At 71.5% G+C, this 3,108-nt stretch carries 4 protein-coding genes; 2 read left to right on the forward strand and 2 right to left on the reverse strand.

Features of this window, described 5'->3' with window-relative positions; translation table 11 throughout:
• Window positions 1-489 (reverse strand): MFS transporter (locus tag N864_RS20645; RefSeq protein WP_034721816.1); only part of this gene is annotated, 489 nt, incomplete at its 3' end.
• A 55-nt stretch (window positions 490-544) separates the two neighbouring features.
• On the opposite strand from N864_RS20645, the gene N864_RS20650 reads away from it, so the two are divergent.
• The gene (locus N864_RS20650; RefSeq protein WP_051518876.1) at window positions 545-1,018 is read left to right on the forward strand and encodes a MarR family winged helix-turn-helix transcriptional regulator; all 474 of its coding nucleotides are present in this window, start codon (window positions 545-547) and stop codon (window positions 1,016-1,018) included.
• Between the two features lie 113 nt (window positions 1,019-1,131).
• Here the strand turns inward: N864_RS20650 and N864_RS20655 are convergent, their stop codons facing one another.
• Window positions 1,132-2,475, reverse strand: coding sequence for a MinD/ParA family ATP-binding protein (locus N864_RS20655; protein WP_051518877.1), 1,344 nt, complete (start codon window positions 2,473-2,475; stop codon window positions 1,132-1,134).
• 176 nt (window positions 2,476-2,651) lie between these two features.
• Here N864_RS20655 and N864_RS20660 point away from each other — a divergent pair.
• Window positions 2,652-3,108 (forward strand): DUF3662 domain-containing protein (locus tag N864_RS20660; RefSeq protein WP_240474434.1); only part of this gene is annotated, 457 nt, incomplete at its 3' end.

Here is a 3,108-nt window from a genome sequence, read left to right on the forward strand (position 1 = left end):
CCAGCCGCCCAGCAGCGGCCCGAGGGCGACCACGCCACCGATCGTCGAGCCCCAGATCGCGAAGGCGATGCCGCGCTCGCGCCCGGTGAAGCCGGCGTTGATGAGCGACAGGGTGGTCGGCAGGATCATCGCGCCACCGACGCCCTGCACGATCCGGGCTCCGATCAGCACGCCGCCCGACCCGGCCACCGCGGCCAGCAGCGAGGCGGCGACGAAGACGAGGACGCCGAGCAGCAGCATCCGCCGCCGTCCGACCCGGTCGGCGACGATGCCCCACACGAGGAGCGTGGCCGCGAAGACGAGCGTGTAGGACTCCTGCACCCACTGGACCTGCGAGGACGTCAGGCCGATGTCGGAGACGACGTAGGGGATCGCGACGTTGACGATCGTCGAGTCGACGATGATCAGCGACACCGCGACGCTGATCGTGACGAGGCCCCACCAGCGCCGCCGCGACCGGCCGGCTGCCTGAGTCGGTTCAGAGTTCATCGGTGCTCCATATGTTTAGGTCACTTAACTATATGGAAGCACTATTCTCGGGACCGTGGCAAGCACACCGGCACAGCCTGTCCCCGCCCGGGCCCACGAGCCCGAGACGTGGGCGCTCCGCGCGCTCAGCACCGCCTCCGCCGAGGCCTCCGGCGCGCTCGCCCGGCGAATGCGGATGCACCCGACCGACGTCTCGGCGATGAGCCACATCGCGGCCTCGGACGGCCGGCTCGGGCCGCGCGAGTTGAGCGGGCGGCTCGGCATCACCCCGGCGGCGATGACCGACGTGGTCGACCGGCTCGAGGCGGCCGGCCACCTGCAGCGGCGGCGGGACACGACCGACCGCAGACGGGTCTGCCTCGTGCCGACCGAGTCAGCCGTCAGCGAGGTGCGCGGACAGCTGCGGCGGCTGCTCGACCGGCTCGATGCCCTCACCGAGGAGTTCACGCCCGCCGAGCGGGACGCGATCCAGCGCTATCTCGCGGCGGCGACCGAGGCCTACCACGGCTTCACGACCGAGGACGACTGAGGGCCGGCAGGGAAACGAGCCGGCGCAGCCCGCAGCGGCCCACGCCTGGCCTAGAGAGCGCCTGGCCTAGAGAGCGCCTGGCCCAGAGAGCGCGTGGTCAGAAAGCGCCCGGCTCAGAGCCCGTCGACGACGGAGGCGGCCATCTCCATGCACGCCTCGTGGGTGCGCTTGTCGATCTTCGTCGGGTCGAGGTGCAGCCCGGGAGCGAGCGCCGGGTCGTAGGGGATGTCGACGACCTCGCGCACCCACTGCTCGAAGTGCTCGCGGGTGTGCACTCCCGCGCCGGGGTCGCCCTTGGCCGAGGTGTGCGAGATGACGCAGACGGCGTTGCGGACGAGGTCCTGGCGGCCCATCGCGACGAGGGCGTCGAGGTTCTTGGCGGCGACGACGGACGTGTCGTCCTTGAGCGAGGTCGCGAAGACCAGCATGTCGGCGCGCTGGGCAGCGGCCAGCCAGTTCGGCGCGAGCCGGTTGTTGCCCGTGTCGATGACGATCATCCGGTAGAAGCGCGACAGCTGGGTGTGCAGCGACTCGAACTCCTGCTCGCCGATGATCCGCATCGCCTCGTCGTCGTCCGCCGAGGCGAGCACGTCGAAGTTGAGGCCGCGCTGCTCGCGGACCCAGTGCTCGAGCTCGGAGGTGCCGGCGTTGGGGTCGTTCGCGATGGTCGGCAGCGCGCCGAGCAGGTCGACGACGGTGCGGTGGTGGCTCTGGGACGGCGCGCGCATGCCGAGGGTGCCCTCGGTCTCGTTGTTGTCCCAGGCGAGCACCGAGCCGGACCGGTAGCGACCGAGGTAGCTGGCCAGCATCAGCGTGACGAGCGTCTTGCCGCCACCGCCCTTGGTGTTGATCACCATGATCGTCTTGCGGCCGCCCAGCGGCCGGGCGATCCGGTCGGCGCGCTCGCGCTCGAGCCGCTCGGACCGGCCCGGGCCCATCCCGAAGGCCCGCCGCAGGCCGGAGCTCGCCTTGACCTTCTGGCGCTGCCCCTTCGACCGCGCGGTGATGAGGTCGTCGGCGTGCGGTCCCGCTTCGGTCCGCTCAGCGGTGTATGCCGCTGAGCCGGCCTCCGTGACCGCCAGCGGTGCCGCTGTCGTGTCCTCGGCGGGGGCCGACACGGCGGTCTCGACGGGGTCGGGGGAGCCGGCAGGACGCCAGGACTGATCCCCGAGCTTGAGCTGGATCGTCGCGGTGTCGTCGGCCTGCCACGAGGCGGGGGAGTAGCCGTCCGCGCTGTCGGTGGTGGCCTCGTCGGCAGCGGTGGTCGCGGCCGCCCAGTCGGCGTCGCTCCACGTGCTCGACCACGGGTCGCTCGTCTCGGCCTGCGGCAGGGGCAGCTCGAACCCGTTCGGCACCGACGTGTTGGATGGGTATCCGGGCAGGCCGGCACCCTCGTCGACCTGCTGGTCGGTCCAGCCCCAGTGGCCGTCGTTACCGTTCGTCTTCTCGTTGCTCATCGAGCACTCCCTGTGATGGCTGTTGCTCCGCCGGAGATGGTCTCATCTTCGGGGCTCCGGACAAACCTCGCAGCACGAGACCGGCACCCGGACGCGCGACGCCTCCGGTTCGGTACGGGCATCCGCACGCACCGCCCGGTTACGATGAATCGCCCGCCTTGTCAGAAGGAGTGTCCGTGGGAATCATCAACCGTGTCGAGCACGGGCTCGCCAAGGCTGTCCACGGTGCCTTCGCCAGAGCGTTCAAGTCGGAGGTCCAGCCCGTCGAGATCGCCTCGGCGATCCGCCGCGCGATGGACGACCGCGCCGCCCTCCTCGGGCACGGACGGGCCATGGTGCCCAACCTCTACACGATCGAGCTCAGCCAGACCGACTACGACCGGCTCGGCGACTACGAGGACGAGCTCGCCGACGACCTCGTGGCCGCGGCGCAGGAGCATGCCGAGTCGCAGGGCTACCAGCCGCACGGGCCCCTCAAGGTGACCCTCGTCGAGGGCGAGGGCCTGGAGACCGGCGTCTTCCGGGTCCGGCCCGCGACGGCCAAGCGGGTCGACCAGGGTCAGCCCGCGCACCAGGCGCCGCAGCACGCCCCCGCGCCCCAGGCGGAGCGCGGCCACCCGGTCCCCGCCGCCC

Source organism: Intrasporangium chromatireducens Q5-1, assembly GCF_000576575.1.
GTDB classification, from domain to species: domain Bacteria; phylum Actinomycetota; class Actinomycetes; order Actinomycetales; family Dermatophilaceae; genus Intrasporangium_A; species Intrasporangium_A chromatireducens.

Excerpts from the sequence above, each read along its gene's own strand:
- N864_RS20655 (WP_051518877.1), bottom strand. The coding sequence starts at position 2,475 with ATGAGCAACGAGAAGACGAACGGTAACGACGGCCACTGGGGCTGGACC.